A 21,271-nucleotide genomic window follows, 5' to 3' on the forward strand; every position below is an offset into this window, starting at 1 on the left:
TACATAGTGCTTACAGATACACGACCGCACTGTTGACCAGTATTCGCCAGTTAACGCATTGCAAATCGGTATTCAAACCGGATAATAGCGGCACTTTACCGCAAGTAACTGGCAAATAAGATGAAAAAATACCACCTCTACGGCATTGGCGCTGCGCTTGTCGACACCGAAATTGAAATCAGCGACCAAGACCTGAGTGAGTTAGGCGTTGAAAAAGGCCTGATGACACTCGTTGACGCCACCCGCCAACAGGAACTCTTGGACAAGCTCAGCGGCCATATGGTTCATGCTAGTTTAGCCAGTGGCGGCTCGGCGTGTAACTCAATCATCGCCGCAGCTTACTTTGGTGCCAAAAACTATTATTCATGTAAAGTTGCCCGCGATGAGCACGGCGACTTTTTCATGAATGATATAAAAACCGCCGGTGTTGATGCTGACTTCAGCAGCGAAAAATCCGCCGGTGTCACGGGTAAATGCCTAGTACTGATCAGCCCCGATGCAGAGCGCAGCATGAACACTCACCTTGGGATCAGTGAAACACTATCGATCAGTGAACTGAATGAAGCGGCACTGAGTGACTCTGAGTACTTCTACGCAGAAGGTTACCTGGTGACATCCGACACCGGCCGCGCCGCGGCGATCGCTGGCCGACAAATTGCCGAGCGCAATGGTGTTAAAACCGCGCTTAGCTTTTCAGATCCCGGCATGGTCAGCTTCTTCCGCGACGGCCTTGCCGACATGCTAGGTGACGGCGTTGATCTGATTTTTTGCAATGAAGCCGAAGCGCTGGGTTGGGCACAAAGCGAATCTATCGATGACGCGGTCCTTGCCCTTAAAAAGATTGCTAAAACCTTTGCCATTACCCTCGGCGCCAAAGGCGCATTAGTGTTTGATGGTGAACAGCTCCACAGCATTGCCGGCCACAAAGTGAATGCGATTGACACTAACGGTGCCGGCGACATGTTTGCCGGTGCCTTTCTCTACGCGATCACCCACGGTCAGACTTTTAAGAGAGCAGGTGAATTAGCGAGCCTAGCGGCAGCCGAGGTCGTGTCACAATACGGCCCACGGCTGGCAGGCCCGCGTCATCGTGAGTTATTGGCTCGTATGACGTAAACCACTACATTCGATACAAAAAAGGCAGCGCTACCAAACCAGCGCTGCCTTTTTTTGAACCTGTAAGTTTGCAAATGTTAATTTTTTTGCAAAAACGCCACTAATCTCGGATCAGAAAACATACTGCTGAGCACTTCCACGACCAGCTCATTTACCATTTTACTATTGTGCGAATTGCTCGGCGCATTAAAAAACTTTTGATTCCGCTTAACTCGGTAGCGACCCTCATAGTGCTCATTGCCACGACGGGCTTCCACCTCTACCGTCGCCAACATATCCATATCGTAGCCCACACCACCTTCTTTGGGATGGTCGTAAACCAGTGACGTAAAGATGACGTGTAGATCAGTGGTATTCGGATTTAAGCTATCAACGTCATAGCCCATTGCCGCCATGTAAGACGACAAGGCCTTCTCGACGGGCAAGGACAAATCGCTTGCCAAGGTGATCACCGAGGTATCTCGGTAAGTACCGCCACGGCTACCCAACACTTTATCGGCCCGTTTATCACTAACCCGAATATGAACTGGGCTATCACTACCATTCGCTTGCGTCGGCGCCGGAAACTCAGGCGCGACTTTAATCGCTTGCGGGCTTTGCGCGCACGCCGTTATCAGCAGCGCGGTGGCCAAAACAAATCCTTTCATCACAGTTGTATAGCTCATCTTTTATCCTTGGGATAACAAGTCACGTAAGTCAGTAATCGCGGCGTTGGCGCGGGTAATATACGACGCCATAACCAGCGAATGATTGGCAAGCAAGCCGAAACCACTGCCGTTCAATACCATTGGGCTGAACATTGACTGCTGGGTTCCCTCTAACTCGCGAATAATTTGTCGCAAACTTACCGCCGCATTTTTGTTGGCAAGCACGTCAGCAAAATCCACTTCCACCGCTTTCAAAAAGCAAATTAAAGCCCACGCGGTGCCGCGCGACTCATAAAATACATTGTCTATTTGCAGCCACGGTGTTTTAACACGCTGCTCACTGACAGTAGGTGTCGACTGCCGCGCATTGGGGTCATTTGCCAAGTCGGTATTCAAGCGTGGACGCCCAACACTGGCACTTAAACGCTGCGACAAGCTTCCTAAACGCGACTCCACCCCCGCCAACCAATACCGCAAATTGTCGGCCCGCGCATAAAACTGCGCCTGCGGATCATCTACATCACTCAAGCGTTTGCGGTACGCTTTTAAATATTTAATACCCTGCCGGTATTCAGACTCAGAGGCGGGCACGGCCCAACTATTGGTTGAAAAGTTAAAACGCGGCTCAGCTTTAGCGAGATCGCTGTCTTCTTGAGATTGCGACTGCGAGCGACTAAAGCTTTCACGCATAGCGCGACTCAAATCACGCACCTGAATCAATACGCCGTACTCCCAAGCCGGCATATCGTCCATAAAAATGCCTGGCGGGGTCACATCGTTGCTCAAAAATCCGCCGGGCTTATCCAATAGCGACTCACTGACATCAATCAATGCTGAGGTAGTCGCGGTGCCCACTACGGCAAGGCTTGAATTTTGCTGCAAGTAACGAGTCTCTGGCATATCTGGGGTAAAGCTCCAGTACACCCCAAACACGATTACCAACAATATATAGAGAGGCAGCACAATTGCCGCAACCCGCCACAACACACCGTTACCCACCCAGTCCTGCATGGCCTCTTTCGTTCGCGAAAATAGTTCTGCTATTTTTTGCTTAATCATGGTTGCATCCCTGAGTGTTCTTTAGTAGCCGTTGGCTCTTTTAATACGCTAACAACCGGCGCAACTACGGTAACTTCCTGACCACTGCTGGTTTTAAGACTGAAACTGACTTCCTCACCATCGCGCACTGGCCGCGTTATGTTTATGAGCATGAGGTGGTATTTGCCAGGAGCAAACACAAAGCTCTCTCCGGCGCCAATCGTCACCGATGCTTGCTCCTGCATTAACATCATGCCATCGCGATGCTGGTGACTGTGAATCTCAATACGTTCTGCGGCATCAGATTCACCCGCCATCAATTCAATGGGCTTGTCGCTGGTATTTACCGCGGTAAAAAATGCGGCTGTATTGCGCTGAGTAGGCGGTAAACCGCGCACGTAGGCATCGTTAATTTCCAGGGTATGAGCCAGCAATGGCGCCAGCGCCGCTGCCGCCAGCATTACCCTCCCAATCTTTAGCACAAAGCCCTCCTCGTCATATTCCTAAGCGCCACTCTTTAGCACCAAAACACACAAATGCTGTCGTAAACTGCACCTTACGTGGGAGCAAGGTTATACTCCACCGTCTAATGCAGCTAAATTCAGCAATATCTACTCAATAACAGTTTCCGTAACGTATCATAACGCCACAACCCTAGTGATTGTATTTATGAAGCAGTTTTTATTATTGGTTATTTTGCTACTTGCCGGCGCAACGCAGGCGGCGAACGACTTTTTCTCCACATCTGCGATCGATGGCTTCGATAATGACAGCCCACAGTTTTTGCCCGTGGAAGAAGCCTATCAATCACAATTAGTGTGGAATAAAAATCAATTACTAATCAGCTGGACAGCAGCCGAAGGCTACTATTTATACAAAGAACGTTTTGCCCTAAAAGCAACAATCGGCGGCGAGCCCACATCGCTCGGTGCCGACTTCGAAGCAGGCAAGCTAAAACAAGATCCTAACTTCGGCGAAACCGAAGTCTATTACTACAGCACAACGATCACACTGCACGAATTCCCCACTGAGCCCTTCACGCTCAGTGTCACTTCACAAGGCTGTGCAGATGCTGGCCTCTGCTATCCACCACAAACCCAGTACTACGCGGTTGACAGCCAGCGGCAAACCGTCACTGAAATCGAAAAGCCGTTGACCGGCAGCCCAGCTAAATTTATCACCCTGTCAGGAAGCGACGACACGGATAGCGCGCTATGGCTCATCCTTGTTTTTGCAGCCCTCGGCGGCGCAATCCTTAACCTCATGCCCTGTGTGTTTCCAGTGCTGGGCTTAAAAGTCTTAAGCTTTACCAAGGCCAACAACGGTAGCCCCTTAAAACACGGACTAGTATACAGTGGCGGTGTGGTACTCAGTTTTATCGCCGTCGCCGGGCTCCTCATTTTTTTACAGCAAGCTGGGCAGGCCATTGGCTGGGGATTTCAATTGCAAACCCCGTGGTTTGTTGCCCTTCTTGCCTGCTTATTCTTTGCTTTGTCACTCAATCTATTGGGGCTTTTCGAGCTCGGCACTAGCTTGACTAATATAGGCAGCGATCTCAGCCGGAAAAGCGGTTATAGCGGCAGCTTCTTTACTGGAGTACTCGCCACCGTCGTCGCCAGCCCCTGCACCGCTCCCTTTATGGGCACTGCGGTCGGCTTTGCCGCCAGTCAGCCACCGCTTGTCGCCCTGCTGGTCTTTGCCTTTATCGGCATCGGCATGGCACTGCCCGTGCTATTACTCACCCTCTTCCCAGCCGGACTGCGACGCCTGCCCAAATCTGGCAATTGGATGATTAGCCTGCGTCAGCTATTAGCCTTTCCCTTGCTCGCGACCGCCATCTGGTTACTGTGGGTCAGCGGCCGCCAAGCGGGTGTGGACGGCATGGTCACGACGCTTTCCGCTTGGCTGTTAATCTCGTTTGGAGTTTGGCTGCATGGCAAAGGGCTAAAATTAATAGCCGGTCTTATCATCACTGCGGCTGTTGCCATGGTTTTCATTAAGCTGACCGAGCAACCTGACGCGGCGGAGTTAAAAAGTGCTAACTTCGACAGAAGCGAAATCCAACGGCTGCGGGAAAATGGTCAAAACGTCTTTCTCGATGTCACCGCTGATTGGTGCATTACCTGCGCCGCGAATGAAAAACTGGTGCTTCATACCGATAAAATTCGCGCGGCATTTGAGCAGCATAATGTGCACTATCTAGTCGCTGACTGGACAAGCTATGACCCCGCCATCACTGCACTCTTGGCGGACTATAAACGCAATGGCATCCCCTTATATATTTACTACCCCGCCGAGCCGAGTGCCGCGGAAATCATGCTGCCACAAGTACTAAACAACGCGATGATTATCGAGATGCTAAACAGTTACGATTAGCCGCCATCAGTGTTAGCACCGAAAACACTGGCGTCGGCAAAATTCCAGCTAACTTCTGTAAACTTGCAGACAACTGGACGCTATCTTAAAAAATTCACGAGATGCGTTGGACTCGAAAAAACAAATAAGGCACAATCGCGCTATACCCTGAATGACACATTCAAGCAGCAACTTATGGCATCAATACTCGTTCTACACGGCCCAAATCTGAATTTACTCGGCACGCGTGAACCCGGCGTTTACGGCAGCGACACGCTGGCAGATATCGATGCGCAATTGCAGCTCAGCGCCAAAGAGCGCGGCCACCATCTGCAGGCAATGCAAAGCAATGCCGAATACGAATTAATTGAACGCATTCACCTTGCTAGGCCAGAGGGCATTAATTTCATTATTTTTAATCCGGCCGCATTCACTCACACCAGCATCGCGCTGCGAGATGCCTTGTTGGCCGTCGATATCCCGTTTATCGAAGTGCATCTTTCTAATGTGCACGCGCGGGACAGTTTTCGTCATCACTCCTATTTTTCTGACATCGCTCGTGGCGTTATTTGTGGGCTGGGCGCACAGGGCTACCAGTTCGCACTTCAAGCAGCGATCGATCAGTTAAACCAATAACATCTTTAAACTTAAGCCATTCAAGAGAGCGACTATGGACATTAGAAAAGTAAAAAAATTGATCGAGCTACTCGAAGAGTCGAACATCGATGAATTAGAAATTAAAGAAGGCGAAGAGTCTGTGCGCATTAGCCGCAACAGTGCCGCCAAAGGTATGCAAGTTCCCCAGTATATTAGCCAGCCCATGATGCAAGCACCCGCTGCTACACCAGTCGCCGCACCTGCCGCTGCTGAAGTACCTAAAGCAGCTGAACCAAACGGCCACATTATTAAATCGCCTATGGTTGGTACTTTCTACCGCTCGCCATCACCGTCTTCACCCGCATTTGTTGAAGTCGGTCAGCACGTCAAAGTCGGCGACGTTATCTGCATCGTTGAAGCAATGAAAATGATGAACCAGATCGAAGCCGACAAATCCGGCGTGATTGAAGCCATTCTTGTCGACGACGCAGAGCCAGTTGAGTTCGATCAATCCCTGATCACTATTGTGTAAAAACGGGTATACCCGGAACAGCCAATTGTCCGATCAACGCACCCCAAAGGGATTGAGTCCAAATGCTTAAAAAAGTAGTCATTGCCAACCGTGGCGAAATTGCATTGCGTATTCTTCGCGCTTGTAAAGAGCTCGGTATTAAGACCGTGGCAGTCCACTCCAGTGCTGACCGCGATCTAATGCATGTTCGTCTAGCTGATGAGTCAGTTTGTATCGGCCCTGCGCCGTCGCCAGCCAGCTACCTGAACATCCCAGCCATCATTAGTGCCGCTGAAGTCACTGACGCGGTCGCCATCCACCCAGGCTACGGTTTCCTTGCCGAGAACGCGGCATTTGCCGAGCAAGTGGAAAAAAGCGGCTTTGTATTTATCGGTCCTACCCCCGATATTATTCGCATGATGGGTGACAAAGTCTCCGCCATCAAAGCCATGAAAAAAGCGGGTGTGCCAACGGTACCCGGCTCCGACGGCCCCATTACTGACGACAACGAGCACACCTTGGCCGTTGCAAAACGTATTGGCTATCCCGTAATTATTAAAGCGGCAGCAGGTGGCGGTGGCCGTGGCATGCGCGTTGTTCACAGCGAAGCTGCACTGCTTAACGCGGTCTACGTTACCCAGTCTGAAGCCAAGGCGGCCTTTGGCGACGACACCGTGTACATCGAGAAATTTCTTGAAAACCCACGCCACGTCGAAATTCAAGTTTTGGCCGATGGTCAGGGGAACGCCATCCACCTCGGTGACCGCGATTGCTCGCTGCAACGCCGCCACCAAAAAGTACTTGAAGAAGCACCAGCCCCCGGCATTCCGGACGAGATTCGCAATCAAGTTGCAAAATCTTGCGTTGATGCCTGTATTGCCATTAACTACCGCGGCGCGGGTACCTTCGAGTTTCTCTACGAGAACGGTCAGTTCTTCTTTATCGAGATGAACACCCGTATTCAGGTTGAGCATCCCGTCAGTGAAATGGTGACCGGTGTTGACTTAATACGACAGCAGCTACTTATTGCCGGCGGCGAGAAATTATCGATCACCCAGGATGATATCAAAATCAAAGGCCATGCCTTTGAGTGTCGTATCAACGCTGAAGACCCTAAAACGTTTATGCCCTGCCCTGGCCTGATAAAGCACTATCATCCGCCAGGCGGCTTGGGTGTTCGGGTCGATTCGCACCTCTACAGCGGCTACACCGTGCCACCTCATTACGACTCGATGATTGCTAAAATCATCACCTGGGGTGACAGTCGTGAAATCGCCTTAAGCCGCATGCGCAATGCGCTGGACGAGCTGGTTGTTGACGGTATTCGCACCAACACTGACCTGCACCGCGACCTCGTTCGCGATGCCGCGTTCAAAGAGGGCGGAGTCAGCATTCACTATTTAGAGAAAAAACTTAAGCTCTGAGCAGCCTAAGTCTGTAACATATCAGGGGCCTGTTTTCGGATAGGCCCCTTTTTTATTGATAAGACTTACTCTTTCTCAACGACACGAGCACTCCATGACTTGGTTACAACTGCGACTCGACGCCGACCCAGCCACCGCATCTGCACTGGAAGACGCGCTCTTAGACATTGGCGCCGCCGCGGTCACCATGGAAGACAATGCCGATCAACCTGTGTATGAGCCGGGCGTCGGCGAAACACCGGTTTGGCAACACACTCGCGTTACCGGCCTCTTCACCGCCGACACCGATATGACCGCGGCGCTGGCCGAATTGCAGGGGCATTACGGCCAAGCCTTGCCCACACTTCGCATCGAAATTTTGGAAGACCGCGACTGGATACGAGAGTGGATGGATAGCTATCACCCCATTCAATGCGGCGAGCGCTTGTGGATTTGCCCGAGCTGGCGAGAGCCGGTAGATCCAAATGCGGTGAACCTGCTACTCGACCCCGGTCTTGCCTTTGGTACTGGCACACACCCAACCACCTGGCTGTGCATGCAGTGGCTAGACCAACAAGACTTAAGCGGACTTACTGTCATCGACTACGGCTGCGGCTCCGGCATTTTGGGCATCGCCGCGTTATTACTTGGCGCAGATAAAGTCATCGCAGTAGACAACGACCCGCAAGCACTGCTCGCTACCCGTGACAACGCCCGCCGCAATAATATCGACGATGCGCGTATAGAATGCTTCCTGCCGCAAAACATGCCAGCGGGTTTGCGCGGTGACATGGTGGTCGCCAATATCTTAGCGGGCCCGCTAACGTCGCTAGCACCGAACTTAGCCGCCACCCTGGATACAGGCGCTGCGATTTGTTTATCCGGTATATTGCAAAGCCAAGCAGAAGAACTCATGGCCTGTTATCAACAATGGTTTAGCCAGCTGACCCTGACCACGAAAGAAGAATGGGTTAGGATAGCGGGCAATAAAAACAATAGTTAAAGTGAAGAAATTCGTCGATGCCAGCAGAAAACATCACGCCAAAAAGTATCCAATGCCCGAAATGCGAGACTCGTTTTCGGGTAAAAGCCGAGCAACTACTCCTCGCCGACGGCTTAGTTAGGTGCAGCGTATGCATGAGCATCTTTAGTGGCATTGACGACAACACCAATGCCTCAATACTACTCACTGACCTGGACGACGACATCCGAAGTGCTGCTCACGAGATAGATGACGCACCCGCACCGGAAACAAACACAGAGACACATGAGGAAAGCGACGACAGCTCGCTGCGGGGCGCCCCTCCCGAGTTAGACCTTCTCAGTGGATTGAGCACCGTCAACCACGACTTTGAGCACCACCAAGCGCGCCAAAACAAGATCCAATGGTTTTGGCTGTTTGCCAATACCGTTGCACTACTGGTTCTCGCCGCACAAATAGCCCTCTGGCAAAAGGCCGCCTTGTTCGACAGTCCAGTCGGTGACGAACTCCGCAAGCTATGCCCGCTACATCCAACACTGTGCGAAGACAAGCCAACTCAACGCAGCTCCGCCGTCACTGACGTTATTAGCACCAAGTTAATCGTTCGCAAACACCCCACCACTAGCAACGCCTTGATGGTCGATACCATATTAGTCAACCGCGGCCCTGCCAGCACAAGCTTCCCCGAACTACAGCTGCGCTTTAGCGACATCAACAATCAAACCGTCGCCAGCCGCACGTTTAAACCTGCCGAGTATCTTGCAGGGGAGCTGAGCGCCGGCGCTAGCTTGGCGAGCCAGCAACCGGTGCACATCGCGCTCGAAATAGTTGACCCCGGCCCACAGGCTGTCAACTACCAGTTACAGCTGATGCCGTAAAGCCTATTTTTTTACACTCAAAACTGGTTATTTTCTGAGCGCAAGACTTCCGATGAAGTCTTTGAACGAGTATCATAGCTGCCCTGTTTTCCCACGGTTAATTTCCCTTCACAGGGCATGGCGATGATCCAGATTGGTCCTCACAAGCTTCCTGCCCGTGCCGTATTGGCGCCAATGGCGGGCATTAGCGATCTGCCGTTTCGCCGCCTGTGCCGCGAGTTCGGCGCTGGCCTAACCGTGTCGGAAATGCTGATTAGCGACACCTCGCTGTGGGACAGCCGTAAAAGCCATCTGCGCTTAGCCCATGACGACAATGGCCCACGTGCGGTTCAAATCGCCGGGGCTGATCCCTTGATGATGGCGGATGCAGCGATGCGCTGCGCAGACATGGGCGCCGATATTATTGATATCAATATGGGCTGCCCCGCAAAGAAAGTCTGTAAAAGGGCTGCTGGTTCGGCCTTGTTGCGCGAACCAGATTTAGTAAAAGATATTTTAAGCACCGTGGTCGCCGCCGTAAATATCCCGGTGACATTAAAGATCCGCACGGGCTGGTCGCAGGATCAGCGCAATGGTATCGACATTGCCAAACTTGCCCAAGATAGCGGCATAAGCTCTTTGGCAGTGCATGGCAGAACCCGCGAGTGCCGGTTTTTAGGAAGTGCGGAATACGACACCATCGCCGCAATTAAACAGGCCATTGATATTCCTGTGTTTGCCAACGGTGATATTTGTTCAGCACAGCAGGCAAAACAGGTTTTAGATTACACCGGCGCCGACGGTGTCATGATTGGCCGGGGCGCACAGGGTAAACCCTGGCTGTTCCGGGAAATCAACACGTATTTGGCGACTGGGGAATTAGCGAAACAGGTAACAACGACAGAAATAAAGACCGTACTGTTGAGTCACATCAGCGCCCTTCACCATTTTTACGGTGAACAAAATGGACTGCGTATCGCGCGTAAACATTGTGCATGGTATTTGCAGGAGCTCGACCCCAACACTGGTTTTCGCGGTTTATTTAACCGCCTAGAGTCAGCCAGTGCACAACAAGATGCTGTACATCGCTACTTTGAACAGCACGAACAAAACCTACAGGAAGCAGCCGCATGAACCTAAACAGCATTGACACCGCCCCAGTCGCCGAAGCCTCCACCGCGACGACTGCTGCCAACGATGACATCAGTAAAGCCAAAACGCTGCGCGACAGTGTCGCGATTGCACTCAACAACTACCTCGCCACCCTCGACGGCCAAGACGTCTGCGACGTCTACAATATGGTGCTGTCGGAAGTGGAAGCGCCTTTGCTCGAAGAAGTGATGCGCTATACCCGCAACAACCAAACCCGCGCCTCGCAAATGCTAGGTCTAAACCGCGGCACATTGCGTAAAAAGCTCAAGCAATACGACTTACTGTAAGCCCCAATTTTGAACAGCTCCCGTTCGACGTTTTTTTAAACTCAAGGTGACTCACTAGGCATGACTACAGACAACCAGGCCCGCCCCGTTAAACGCGCCCTCATCAGCGTTTCTGATAAATCCGGCATCGTCGATTTTGCCCGCGAACTTGCCCAAATGGGCGTCGAACTGCTCTCTACCGGTGGCACCTATGCTCTGCTGAATCAAAACGATATCGCGGTAACTGAAGTATCAGACTACACCGGCTTCCCAGAAATGATGGACGGTCGCGTTAAAACCCTACACCCCAAAGTACACGGCGGAATCTTAGGGCGCCGCGGCATCGATGACGGCGTAATGAGTGAGCACGGTATTGACGCCATCGACATGGTTGTCGTCAATCTCTACCCCTTTGAAGCCACGGTATCTAAACCCGGCTGCACGCTTGAAGATGCCGTTGAGAATATCGATATCGGCGGCCCAACCATGGTTCGCGCTGCGGCCAAAAATCACCGTGATGTCGCTATTGTAGTTAACGCCACTGACTATCAAACCATACTCGACGAGCTGCGCACTAACAGCGGCTGCACCTTGCACGCCACGCGCTTTGACTTAGCGATCAAAGCCTATGAGCACACCGCCGCTTACGACGGTATGATCGCGAATTATTTTGGCCGCTTGGTTCCCGGCGGCACCGAAAAATTCCCGCGCACTTTTAATAGCCAATTCATCAAAGCGCAAGACATGCGCTACGGTGAAAACCCACACCAGGACTCGGCATTCTATGTAGAGCGCCACCCCAGCGAAGCCTCGGTAGCCACCGCGACTCAGTTGCAAGGCAAGGCATTGTCATACAACAATATCGCCGATACCGACGCCGCCCTGGAGTGCGTGAAGTCGTTTGTAAAACCTGCCTGCGTCATTGTTAAACACGCCAATCCCTGCGGTGTCGCAGTGTCATTAAACGGTATTAGCGAAGCCTATGATTTAGCCTTTGCCACCGATCCTGAATCGGCATTTGGCGGTATTATCGCCTTTAACCGTGAACTGGATGCGGCCACCGCCAAAGCCATTTGCGACCGCCAATTTGTCGAGGTGATCATCGCGCCAAGTGTTAGCGATGAAGCCGCCGCCATCGTCGCTGAAAAGAAAAACCTGCGTTTGCTCGCCTGCGGTCAGTGGGGCGCCAACAACCCCGCCTTTGACTACAAGCGCGTGAACGGTGGCCTATTAGTGCAAGACCGCGACCTAGGCATGATCACTGAAGCAGACTTGAAGATCGTCACCAAACGCCAGCCCGAAGAAAGCGAAATTCACGATATGATTTTTGCGTGGAAAGTGGCCAAGTTCGTTAAATCAAACGCCATCGTCTACGCAAAAAATCGCCAGACTATCGGCGTCGGCGCCGGCCAAATGAGCCGCGTTAACTCTGCACGTATCGCGGCGATCAAAGCTGAGCACGCCGGTTTAACAGTCAAAGGTGCGGTAATGGCATCTGATGCCTTCTTCCCCTTCCGCGACGGTTTAGACAATGCCGCCGCCAATGGCATTAGCTGCGTCATCCAGCCCGGCGGTTCCATTCGCGACGACGAAGTCATTGCCGCAGCCGACGAGCACGGCATCGCGATGGCCTTTACGGGTATGCGTCATTTCCGCCACTAAATACGGAAAATGCTGGATGGGAGACGGGAAACGCAAAAGACGCCTCATCTCCCAACCATGGACTTAATCACAAAAAAAGGAGTATGGACGTCGACAGCGGCGGTAGGCCTAGGTTAGCGTCTTCCGTCTCCCATCAAGCGTTCACCCAAATCATGAATGTACTCATCATCGGCAATGGCGGCCGCGAACACGCCCTCGCGTGGAAAGCAGCCCAATCACCCCAAGTTGAAACTGTCTACGTTGCCCCAGGTAACGCCGGCACGGCCCTCGACTCAGGCATCGAAAATATCGCCATTGCCATTAATGATTTTGCCGCTCTGGCACAGTTTGCCGAGGCGAATAATGTGGGACTCACCATTGTTGGCCCAGAGGCTCCACTGGTTGAGGGCATCGTGGACTACTTCAATGAGCGCAAGCTTCCCTGTTTTGGTCCGACCAAAGGCGCGGCACAATTAGAAGGCTCCAAAGCCTTCACTAAGGATTTTCTTGCCCGCCACAACATCCCCACCGGCAGCTACCAAAACTTCACTGAACTAGAACCTGCACTGGCTTATCTTCGCGAACAGGGCGCGCCCATCGTGGTGAAAGCTGACGGCCTAGCTGCGGGCAAAGGCGTCATTGTGGCCGAAACCCTAGCGCAGGCCGAAGACGCCGTGCGCGATATGCTATCGGGCAATGCCTTTGGCGATGCCGGCTGCCGCGTGGTCATTGAAGAGTTTTTAGAAGGTGAAGAAGCCAGCTTCATCGTGATGGTCGACGGCGAAAACATTCTGGCCATGGCCACCAGCCAGGATCACAAGCGGGTTGGCGACGGCGACACGGGGCCAAACACCGGCGGCATGGGAGCATACTCACCCGCGCCAGTAGTGACGCCCGCTATTCACCAACGCATCATGAATGAAGTCATCATACCGACAGTAGAAGGTATGGCCAGCGAGGGCAATCGCTATACCGGATTTCTATATGCCGGCCTAATGATTAACGCCAATGGCGACCCCAAGGTCATTGAATACAACTGCCGCTTTGGCGACCCGGAAACTCAGCCCATTATGTTGCGCCTGCAATCAGATATTGTCGCGCTGTGCCTGGCAGCCATAAACGGCAAGTTAGATTCCGCAAACGCTGATTGGGACCCTCGCCCCGCCGTCGGCGTTGTCCTAGCGGCGGGGGGATATCCTGGCGCCTACAATAAAGGCGACGTGATCAGCGGCATTCCAGCCAGTGATGCCAACGGCAAGGTATTCCACGCTGGCACCCAACTTGAAAATGGCAACTTAGTGACCAACGGCGGTCGAGTACTCTGCGCAACAGCGATGGGCGATACGGTTAGTGCAGCACAACAGCTTGCCTATTCGATTGCTGAGCAGATAAAGTGGAAAGATGCCTTCTACCGCACTGACATTGCTTACCGCGCGATTGCCCGAGAATAAGCCCTTGGTAAAACAACTGCTGTGCGCGGTCTTGTTACTGCTATCGATTGCCGCGCATGCAGCGCCAAGCTTAACAGTGAGTCAAAATCAGGGCGTAATCTCACTCGGCGACTTCAGCGACATTATTGAAGATAACGACAAGCTTTACCGCATTGCGGAAATTTTAACCCCGGAAGTCGAACGCCAATTTCGGCCAACTGAAAATGGTGATTTCAATTTATCCCGCGAAGTTGGCCGCTACTGGTTTCGTTTTACACTGAGTAACAACAGCAGCGAAGTAGCTCAACAACTACTGCAAATTACGCCGGTGGATCTCAGTGCCGCGCAACTATTTGACAAATCTGGGCAGCAAATTTCTGCCATGCCAACAGAGGCGTTGATACGCGCAGAAACATTATTTGCTCTCTTTTTAAATCCACACAGTACCGAGACGTATTACCTCGCCCTTGAATACCCCCGCGACCGCCAGTTATTGCTGTCATTACACGACTACGCCAGCTTCCTAGGTAGTGTTAGTAAACGGGAGTTTCTCAACGCCCTGTTTTTTGGCACCCTCGGGTTGTTATTTATTTTCGGTCTAATAAGCGCCTCACTCCGCACTGACACGCTGTTTTTCACTACTGCAATCTATGCCCTACTGATTATTTCAGCGCAAATGGTCGCGTGGGGCTATATCGGTTCACCACAGGGTTTGCTGCCGCCTTGGGATGGCTACACTCTCATTCTTGTCATTTTGGGCGTCAGCCTTACCGATTTAGTTTACGCGCTGCGATTCCCCATATATCCAATAAACAATCCAGGCCGCTGGCCCACTGTCATCAAGCTGCTAATTATTATCGACCTGCTCGCAGTCGCACTCAGTATCATCGGTAATACCCAAGTAGCGGCCGCCACAATCTATATTGTATTTACATTAAACTGCCTCACGCTTTTAATTATTTCACTAAGCTGCTTTTTGCAAACATACAGCCGACTTATTTTTTATTACATGGTCGCACGCACCATAGTAGTTTTGATTTTGGCCTTAAGTTTTGCCAGCTATAGCCTGTCGGTAATCACCGCCACAAGTACTAACTTTATTTTGATTTCACTCGCCACATTGACCGGCATTTTTCATACCGCCTTGCTGATTGGCAGACACTATCTGCACCAGCAAAAACAAGCCCAAGATGAACAACGCATTGCCATCCTAGGCGCCGTCAACCGCGCCAAAACAGATATTCTCGCCAGAATCACCCACGACATAAGAACGCCGATGAGCGCCATGCTCGGTGTGTCAGAATTGCTGCAAGAGACAAGGCTCACCACCACCCAGGAAGATCACGTTCGCACTCTGCAGCGCTCAGGACACGAACTTCTGCAGCTACTCCAGGAAGCCAGCCAGGCAACTCGCTTCAATGAGAGCGACATTGAGTTACGCAATGTAATTTTAAATTTGCCGGAAATTATCGATGAATCCGTATCGGGCTTCCGCAATATCGCTGCAGAGCAATCTTTAGAACTGATTTGTGATGTGGACCATGAGATAAGCGAAAAACTCATCGGCGACCCATCTCGTATTCGTCAATTGCTGTCCCATGTTATGAACAACGCCTTTGAGCACTATGAATCAGGCTATATTCTACTCAAGGTGTATGCGGCGGATATTAATCAGGGTTTGATTAATGTTGAAGTAAGTCATCGTGGTAAGCCATTTAGCGCTTTAGAAAAACAGGCTATCAACGGCTCATCGGCGAGCGAGGGCGGCATCATTAATACCCGCCTTGCTATTGCTTCGCAGCTCATCGCGCTCATGAACGGCAGCACCGCGGTAAAAACAGCACCCAACGGCCTGCACACCCTGCACCTCTCTCTGCAGCTTGGCGTCCCGTCTAATAGCGACAACAGTACCCTGCGCATACGCACTGGTCTGTTAAGCAATAAGCGATTGCTCGTGGTAGACAGCAATCAAACCTTCTGTAAGGTGGTCACCAAACAGTGCAGTAATTGGGGCATGTCAGTATTTGTCGCCAATAGCGATAACGCGGCAATTGCCACAATTCGCAACCAGTCTCTACTCGATGCACCCATCGAAATAATTCTCATCGACCACACCCTACCTGGTGGCGGACTAAAATTAGCCGAGCGTGTATTTGACGAAACCAAAGAACAAAACTGCACACCTATTGGCCTCCTACTCGCCCACGCCAATATCACTTTCGATCGCAATGAGCTGCGTGCGGCAGGGATACGCCGCATTTTAAGCAAGCCGCTTACAGGCGTCGCGCTGCGCAGCGCATTGCTTGCAGAGTGTCATTTTGACGCCAACGCCGTTAATTATTTACCCGACCAATATCGCACCGACGCGCTGACCTTAAACTCCTTGCAATGTCTAATTGCTGAAGACAATCCCACCAATGCGCAGGTACTTACCCGCATGCTAAAAAGTCTCGGCATTAGCGTTCACCACGTTGAAAATGGCCAGCAAGCGGTAAATACCTTTATGCGCAAGCGCTTTGATGTGGTGATAATGGATATTGAAATGCCGATCATGGACGGCGCCGAAGCCACTCGCCAAATTCGTCAATTCGAAAAGGAAGAAGAGCGCGACCGAACGCCCATCATCGGTTTGACCGCCAACGCCCTCGACGAACAGCGCGACAGCTATCTCCGCGCCGGCATGGACCTGCACTTAGTAAAACCCATTCGTCTGTGGGAAATGGCCGAAGCGATCAAACGCTGGACTGGCTACCAGCAAAACAAGTCATAAATAGCCAAATCCGTTACACTAGAGAGCGGAGGAAACCACGATGACACGAGAATACACTCTACTCGACCGTGCCCTGATGGGGGCCGACAGAAGCTTAAAAACCCTCGTCAAGGGCAGCAGCACCGCCCAGCGTCACAACCCTGCGAGCAGCGTTAGCAATGCCCCAAGCGCCGATCAACAACGCCGCCATGCAGCGGGCCTAATGCGGATCAATCACACCGGCGAAGTCTGCGCGCAAGCGCTTTACCAAGGCCAGGCACTTACCGCAAAAAACGCGCAAGTTAAGGCCGCCATGGAACACTCGGCAACCGAGGAAATCGATCACTTGGCGTGGTGTGAACAGCGCCTAAAAGAACTAGATAGCCATACCAGCCATTTGAACCCCCTCTTTTACGCCGCGTCGTTTGCCATTGGCGCGGCGGCCGGCGCTATTAGCGATAAGATCAGCCTTGGCTTTGTGGCGGCGACCGAGGATCAGGTCTGCGAGCATTTGCGCGAACATTTGCAAACCCTCCCAGCGGAAGACGAGAAATCCCGCGCGATATTACAGCAGATGCTAGAAGACGAAGCGGAACACGCCAGCAAAGCAATAGAGGCCGGCGGCCAAGTGTTTCCAACGCCGGTGAAAAAAGTTATGAGCTTAATGGCAAAAGTCATGACCGGCAGCACCTATTACGTTTAGCGAAGGATCGCCGGACGTCCGGTGTCTGATGTCTGATGTCTGACGTAAGAGCATTCGCTTTATTCATTCAGCAACTCGCTCGGTCTGCTTTTGATTTTTCGTCAGACACCAGACTTCTGACGCAGGACTTTAACGTCGGACATCTGCCATCACTTCCGCAACGGTCCTTAAGACGCTAATACACAGCGCTAATCGGTGGATGGAAAATGAGTTGAACAAGATTACCATCGGGATCGAGACAGTAAAAACTACGGGCACCATCGCGATGGGTGCGCGGCTCCGTTTTAATACTGACCTGATTGGCTAGCAGGAAGGCATGCCAATCATCTACGTCATCAAGGCTTTCTAATATAAAACCGATATGATCCAAACGCTGGCCCGCCACCGGCCGCTGTGGCCCCTGATAGCGGTGCAAGGCGAGGTTGTCATTGCCAGAGCACAGATAAATATTATCTGGATCTGGTTGCCACTCCACCGCCATTCCCATCAATTCCGTATAGAAATGCAGGGTTTCGTCGAACTTCTCAACAAACAAGGCGATATGACGCATGCCGCGATGAGGCTTAGGACGAGTCACCACCTTAGACACCGTCAACAATCTCGTAGCTATGACTAACGTCGACGCCTGCGGCTTCCATCATGATCGACGCAGAGCAGTATTTCTCAGCCGATAATTCTACCGCACGCTTTACGTGTGCTTCTTTCAGGCCATTTCCACTTACAATAAAGCGCAGGTGTATTTTGGTAAATACCGCTGGCACCGCATCAGCGCGCTCAGCGTCCAGTTCACAGCGGCAGGCACTCACGTCTTGGCGCGACTTTTTCAACATACTCATTACATCGAATGACGCACAGCCGCCCATGCCCAGCAATAACATCTCCATGGGCCTAACACCCATATTGCGGCCACCGTGATCTTCTGGGCCATCCATCACTACCGAGTGCCCGCTACCGGACTCAGCAAGAAACATCGCACCGTCTACCCATTTAACCGTCGCTTTCATTTGACCCTCATAGCGATACTAAAAAATTGCACTAAGCTTACCACAGCACCCAGATTCAAGCTCGCCAAGGCCGGCAAAGCACGTCATACTGAGGGGGAACTTTGGGGCAAATAACAATATTTTAAAGGTGCCTTCAATTTTATAAATGGATTTCCTGCTATACCGAGAGACCCAAACAGTGCTGAATTCTTTAAAACCAGAAATTGCCAATCTAGAAAACTTTCTCGCGCATTGCCATCGGCGACGCTACCCCAGCAAAAGCACGCTTATCTACGCCGGCGATGCCAGCGACGCGCTGTATTATATTATTGAGGGTTCAGTGACCGTCATTATTGAAGATGACGAAGGCCGAGAGATGATCGTTGCCTACCTTAATAAAGGTGACTTTTTCGGTGAAATGGGCGTCTTTGACGAAGATATCCCCGCCACCCGCAGCGCTCTAGTGAAAAGCCGCACCGAATGTGAAATCGCCGAAATCAGCTACAACAAATTTCGCGAACTGAATGAACAATACCCAGATATTTTGCTGGCACTGGGCAAACAGATGGCAAAGCGCCTGCGACTGACCACCCGTAAAGTAGGTGACCTGGCCTTTTTAGACGTCACCGGCCGCGTTGCCCGCACCCTACTGGATTTGTGCAAACAACCCGATGCCATGACCCACCCAGATGGTATGCAAATCAAAATTACCCGTCAGGAAATCGGTCGGATTGTGGGCTGTTCACGGGAAATGGTTGGCCGTGTATTAAAGACCTTGGAAGAACAGGGCTTGGTGCAGGTGAAGGGTAAAACGATGGTGGTGTTTGGGACGCGCTAGGTATCGCTAAATGCTGGACGGGAGACGGGGGAAGCAAAAGCTTGAGATTGGAGAGTCCTAACGCCACGCAATTCTTGCAAGCTCAGCGGCGACCACCGCCCGCTTTTGCGTTTACCGTCTCCCATCCTGCGTAGAGCAGCTCTTTAAGCAAACAACTCCGCCAGCTTCTCCCCCGGCTCCGCTGCCCGCATAAAGGCTTCGCCAACCAAAAATGCATTCACGCCGTGCTCGCGCATCGCCGCCACATCCTCAGCGCGATGAATGCCGCTTTCGGTGACCACAATATGCTCGTCGCTAATCGCCGCCAATAAATCGAAGGTGTTTTGCAAAGACGTTTCAAAGTTATGTAGGTTGCGATTATTGATACCCACCAAGCGATTGCCCAGCGGTAAAGTACGCGCCAATTCCTCGGCGTTATGAACCTCAATCAACACATCCATACCCAGGTCTTGGGCCAGCGTATTCAAACTCGACATCGCCGCATCGTCTAGGGCCGCCGCGATCAATAAGATGCAGTCCGCACCTATGGCGCGGGCCTCATAGACTTGATAGGGGTCAATAATAAAATCTTTGCGAATGACCGGCAGTGAGCACGCCGCGCGGGCCTGCTGCAAATACGCTTCCGCTCCCTGAAAAAAATCGGCGTCCGTCAGAACTGACAAACAGGCCGCCCCACCCGCTTCATAGCTTGCGGCAATCTCCGCTGGAATAAAATTCTCACGGATCACGCCTTTAGACGGCGACGCCTTTTTTACTTCAGCGATCACCGCCGAATGACCAGTGGCAAGCTTCGCCTCTATCGAGCTGACAAAGCCGCGTGGCGCGGACGCCGTTTTAATCTGCTCCTGCAGCGCAGCGACAGATAGCTTTGCACTGCGTTCTGCTACTTCTTCTCGCTTGCGATCAAGTATCTTTTTCAAGACGGTGGGAGTGCCGCTTTCACTCATCATGACTCAGTCTCTTTTGCTGGGTTTAAGCCCTGACTAAACGCCGCCAGCTCACCCATTTTTTCCAGTGCTTGACCACCGTGAATAGTGTCTTCAGCCAATGCCACACCGTGCTTCAAACTACTGACGACGCCGGCCACATAGAGCGCCGCGCCCGCGTTGAGAGCAATCATATCGGCCGCTTTCTTACCCGCTTCGGTTTCACGCTTACCGAGTGCGTCGCGAATCAAGGCCAAAGAAGCCTTGCTGTCCGCTACATCGAGGCCGACTAAACTCTGGCTTTCAATTCCCACGTCTTCGGGAGTCAGCAGATATTCCTTAATCTCACCGCCTTTGAGCTCGGCCACTTCCGTTGCCGACGCCAGGCTAATTTCATCCAACCCATCTTTAGCGTGCACCACCATCACGTGCTCGGCGCCTAGGCGCTTCATGACTTCAGCCAAGGGCCGACATAGTTCCGAACTGAACACGCCCAAAACCAAGCGAGTCACACCAGCGGGATTAGTCAGCGGTCCTAAAATATTAAAAATGGTGCGCTGACCAATATCGCGCCGCACACCAATCGCGTGCTTCATCGCACTGTGGTGGTTGACCGCAAACATAAAGCCGACACCCACTTCACGAATACAGCGTTCAACCTGTTTGGGATTCAAATCTAGCTGAATACCGGCGCTTTCCAAGACATCTGCGCTGCCGCTCTTAGATGACACCGAGCGATTGCCATGTTTTGCCACCTTGGCGCCCGCCGCCGCAATAACAAAGGTACTCGCCGACGAGACATTGAACAGATTGGCACCGTCACCGCCAGTGCCAACAATATCGACCACATGGTCTAAGCCCGAAATATCAACCGGCGTGGCAAGCTCGCGCATAACGCGAGCGGCCCCTTCAATTTCATCAAGGCTTTCGCTTTTCATGCGCAGGGCAATCAAAAACGCCGCAACCTGAGCGTCGGTGCATTGTCCGGTCATGATGTCGCGCATGACCGATGCCATATCCTCGGTGCTTAAACTCAAATTGCGGACCAGCAAGCCCAAGGCATCTTTAATATTCATG

General features: G+C 52.0%; 21 protein-coding genes. 14 read left to right on the forward strand and 7 right to left on the reverse strand.

What is annotated here, in order from left to right; all coding sequences use genetic code 11:
* The first annotated feature begins 120 nt into the window (after nt 1-120).
* Nucleotides 121-1,116 (forward strand): adenosine kinase, encoded by a 996-nt coding sequence (locus KXJ70_RS04840; RefSeq protein WP_219042313.1) that lies wholly within the window; start codon nt 121-123, stop codon nt 1,114-1,116.
* A 77-nt stretch (nt 1,117-1,193) separates the two neighbouring features.
* Here the strand turns inward: KXJ70_RS04840 and KXJ70_RS04845 are convergent, their stop codons facing one another.
* Genes KXJ70_RS04845 through KXJ70_RS04855 form a run of 3 tightly spaced genes read right to left on the reverse strand, consistent with a single transcriptional unit; the run spans nt 1,194 to nt 3,283 of the window.
* Nucleotides 1,194-1,781 (reverse strand): YajG family lipoprotein, encoded by a 588-nt coding sequence (locus tag KXJ70_RS04845; RefSeq protein ID WP_219042314.1) that lies wholly within the window; start codon nt 1,779-1,781, stop codon nt 1,194-1,196.
* A gap of 3 nt (nt 1,782-1,784) precedes the next feature.
* Complete coding sequence (locus KXJ70_RS04850) at nt 1,785-2,822, reverse strand: DUF2333 family protein (protein WP_219042315.1); 1,038 nt, start codon at nt 2,820-2,822, stop codon at nt 1,785-1,787.
* A complete protein-coding gene (locus tag KXJ70_RS04855; protein WP_219042316.1) occupies nt 2,819-3,283 on the reverse strand; it encodes a copper chaperone PCu(A)C in 465 nt (154 codons plus the stop codon). Before KXJ70_RS04855 ends, KXJ70_RS04850 begins: the two co-directional genes overlap by 4 nt.
* A 187-nt stretch (nt 3,284-3,470) precedes the next feature.
* On the opposite strand from KXJ70_RS04855, the gene KXJ70_RS04860 reads away from it, so the two are divergent.
* The 12 genes from KXJ70_RS04860 (at nt 3,471) to coq7 (ending at nt 17,447) form a co-directional block, all read left to right on the forward strand.
* Nucleotides 3,471-5,177 (forward strand): protein-disulfide reductase DsbD family protein, encoded by a 1,707-nt coding sequence (locus KXJ70_RS04860; RefSeq protein ID WP_219042317.1) that lies wholly within the window; start codon nt 3,471-3,473, stop codon nt 5,175-5,177.
* 174 nt (nt 5,178-5,351) lie between these two features.
* Nucleotides 5,352-5,792, forward strand: coding sequence for a type II 3-dehydroquinate dehydratase (aroQ, locus tag KXJ70_RS04865; RefSeq protein ID WP_219042318.1), 441 nt, complete (start codon nt 5,352-5,354; stop codon nt 5,790-5,792).
* A 34-nt stretch (nt 5,793-5,826) separates the two neighbouring features.
* Nucleotides 5,827-6,285 carry an acetyl-CoA carboxylase biotin carboxyl carrier protein gene (gene accB / locus KXJ70_RS04870; protein WP_219042319.1) on the forward strand — a complete coding sequence of 153 codons (459 nt, stop codon included), beginning with the start codon at nt 5,827-5,829 and terminating at the stop codon, nt 6,283-6,285.
* 62 nt (nt 6,286-6,347) lie between these two features.
* Entirely contained in the window at nt 6,348-7,688 is a 1,341-nt protein-coding gene (accC, locus tag KXJ70_RS04875) for an acetyl-CoA carboxylase biotin carboxylase subunit (protein ID WP_219042320.1), read from the forward strand.
* A gap of 94 nt (nt 7,689-7,782) precedes the next feature.
* Nucleotides 7,783-8,670 carry a 50S ribosomal protein L11 methyltransferase gene (prmA, locus tag KXJ70_RS04880; protein ID WP_219042321.1) on the forward strand — a complete coding sequence of 296 codons (888 nt, stop codon included), beginning with the start codon at nt 7,783-7,785 and terminating at the stop codon, nt 8,668-8,670.
* Between the two features lie 17 nt (nt 8,671-8,687).
* Nucleotides 8,688-9,527 carry a zinc-ribbon and DUF3426 domain-containing protein gene (locus KXJ70_RS04885; RefSeq protein ID WP_219042322.1) on the forward strand — a complete coding sequence of 280 codons (840 nt, stop codon included), beginning with the start codon at nt 8,688-8,690 and terminating at the stop codon, nt 9,525-9,527.
* 123 nt (nt 9,528-9,650) lie between these two features.
* Complete coding sequence (gene dusB, locus KXJ70_RS04890; RefSeq protein ID WP_219042323.1) at nt 9,651-10,640, forward strand: tRNA dihydrouridine synthase DusB; 990 nt, start codon at nt 9,651-9,653, stop codon at nt 10,638-10,640.
* A complete protein-coding gene (gene fis / locus KXJ70_RS04895; RefSeq protein ID WP_219042324.1) occupies nt 10,637-10,945 on the forward strand; it encodes a DNA-binding transcriptional regulator Fis in 309 nt (102 codons plus the stop codon). Before dusB ends, fis begins: the two co-directional genes overlap by 4 nt.
* Before the next feature lie 60 nt (nt 10,946-11,005).
* The gene (gene purH / locus KXJ70_RS04900; RefSeq protein ID WP_219042325.1) at nt 11,006-12,586 is read left to right on the forward strand and encodes a bifunctional phosphoribosylaminoimidazolecarboxamide formyltransferase/IMP cyclohydrolase; all 1,581 of its coding nucleotides are present in this window, start codon (nt 11,006-11,008) and stop codon (nt 12,584-12,586) included.
* 152 nt (nt 12,587-12,738) lie between these two features.
* Nucleotides 12,739-14,016, forward strand: coding sequence for a phosphoribosylamine--glycine ligase (purD, locus tag KXJ70_RS04905; RefSeq protein ID WP_219043083.1), 1,278 nt, complete (start codon nt 12,739-12,741; stop codon nt 14,014-14,016).
* On the forward strand, nt 13,967-16,765 hold the full coding sequence (locus KXJ70_RS04910; protein ID WP_219042326.1) for a response regulator: 2,799 nt from the start codon (nt 13,967-13,969) through the stop codon (nt 16,763-16,765). Before purD ends, KXJ70_RS04910 begins: the two co-directional genes overlap by 50 nt.
* A 40-nt stretch (nt 16,766-16,805) precedes the next feature.
* Entirely contained in the window at nt 16,806-17,447 is a 642-nt protein-coding gene (coq7, locus tag KXJ70_RS04915) for a 2-polyprenyl-3-methyl-6-methoxy-1,4-benzoquinone monooxygenase (RefSeq protein WP_219042327.1), read from the forward strand.
* Nucleotides 17,448-17,622: 175 nt separating this feature from the next.
* Here coq7 and KXJ70_RS04920 read toward each other — a convergent pair whose 3' ends face one another.
* Both KXJ70_RS04920 and KXJ70_RS04925 read right to left on the reverse strand, forming a co-directional pair.
* A complete protein-coding gene (locus tag KXJ70_RS04920; RefSeq protein ID WP_369409747.1) occupies nt 17,623-18,027 on the reverse strand; it encodes a VOC family protein in 405 nt (134 codons plus the stop codon).
* A 1-nt stretch (nt 18,028) separates the two neighbouring features.
* The gene (locus tag KXJ70_RS04925) at nt 18,029-18,451 is read right to left on the reverse strand and encodes an OsmC family protein (protein ID WP_219042328.1); all 423 of its coding nucleotides are present in this window, start codon (nt 18,449-18,451) and stop codon (nt 18,029-18,031) included.
* Between the two features lie 145 nt (nt 18,452-18,596).
* Here KXJ70_RS04925 and crp point away from each other — a divergent pair, with 145 nt between their 5' ends.
* A complete protein-coding gene (gene crp / locus KXJ70_RS04930; RefSeq protein WP_219042329.1) occupies nt 18,597-19,268 on the forward strand; it encodes a cAMP-activated global transcriptional regulator CRP in 672 nt (223 codons plus the stop codon).
* A 143-nt stretch (nt 19,269-19,411) separates the two neighbouring features.
* Here crp and trpC read toward each other — a convergent pair whose 3' ends face one another.
* Together trpC and trpD are read right to left on the reverse strand one after the other, a co-directional pair.
* Complete coding sequence (gene trpC, locus KXJ70_RS04935) at nt 19,412-20,218, reverse strand: indole-3-glycerol phosphate synthase TrpC (protein ID WP_219042330.1); 807 nt, start codon at nt 20,216-20,218, stop codon at nt 19,412-19,414.
* Nucleotides 20,215-21,270 carry an anthranilate phosphoribosyltransferase gene (trpD, locus tag KXJ70_RS04940; RefSeq protein ID WP_219043085.1) on the reverse strand — a complete coding sequence of 352 codons (1,056 nt, stop codon included), beginning with the start codon at nt 21,268-21,270 and terminating at the stop codon, nt 20,215-20,217. The genes trpC and trpD overlap by 4 nt, the downstream gene beginning before the upstream one ends.
* Nucleotide 21,271 lies beyond the last annotated feature (1 nt).

Origin of the sequence: Zhongshania aquimaris (genome assembly GCF_019312595.1) — a bacterium.
Taxonomy (GTDB): domain Bacteria; phylum Pseudomonadota; class Gammaproteobacteria; order Pseudomonadales; family Spongiibacteraceae; genus Spongiibacter; species Spongiibacter aquimaris.